Raw genomic sequence first — 580 nt, 5'->3', positions numbered from 1 at the left:
GATATAAGAAGAATATAAAAAAGACTCCAACATATTAACTACTTACTAATACGTTAGAGTCTTTATTTTTTTTGAATGATTGTATTTATATATCTCATACTAATACATTTGCAAGGAATAGAATAAATGATGTTAATATTACCGCTCCACCTAAGGATCCTAATAAATCTATTTTTGTTACTTGAAACACTTGTTCACTGTTCATATCCCTCATTCTCCTTCCTTTTTTGTTTGATTTAAAACTTCTATTATACTAATACACTTGATAAAAATACGATTAATGCTGTTAATACTACCGCTCCACTTGCTGATCCTACGAAGTCACCTTTTGTTACTTGTAATACTTGCTCTTTCATATCTTTCATTCTCCCTTCCTTTTCTTTTGTTACAAAGCTTCTATTATACTAATACGCTTGATAGAAATACGATTAACGCTGTTAATACTACTGCTCCACTTGCTGATCCTACGAAGTCACCTTTTGTTACTTGTAATACTTGCTCTTTCATATCTTTCATTCTCCCTTCCTTTTCTTTTGTTACAAAGCTTCTATTATACTAATACGCTTGATAGAAATACGAT

General features: G+C 30.3%; 3 protein-coding genes. All 3 read right to left on the bottom strand.

The annotated features are described in order from the left end of the window. Positions 1–94 precede the first annotated feature (94 nt). From MR107_RS30330 to MR107_RS30320, 3 genes are read right to left on the bottom strand one after another with little or no spacing between them, the layout of a single operon-like run. Positions 95–205, bottom strand: a complete 111-nt coding sequence (locus tag MR107_RS30330; protein ID WP_001083689.1) for a DUF3948 family protein — start codon at positions 203–205, stop codon at positions 95–97. A gap of 43 nt (positions 206–248) precedes the next feature. After that, a complete protein-coding gene (locus tag MR107_RS30325; RefSeq protein ID WP_000654250.1) occupies positions 249–365 on the bottom strand; it encodes a DUF3948 family protein in 117 nt (38 codons plus the stop codon). 34 nt (positions 366–399) lie between these two features. Further along, on the bottom strand, positions 400–516 hold the full coding sequence (locus MR107_RS30320) for a DUF3948 family protein (RefSeq protein WP_000654250.1): 117 nt from the start codon (positions 514–516) through the stop codon (positions 400–402). Between the last annotated feature and the right edge of the window lie 64 nt (positions 517–580).

Origin of the sequence: Bacillus cereus group sp. BfR-BA-01441 (assembly GCF_022663075.1) — a bacterium.
Lineage (GTDB): Bacteria > Bacillota > Bacilli > Bacillales > Bacillaceae_G > Bacillus_A > Bacillus_A cereus.
Note: the sequence above shows the minus strand (reverse complement) of the source record. Positions and strands in the feature narration are given on the sequence as shown.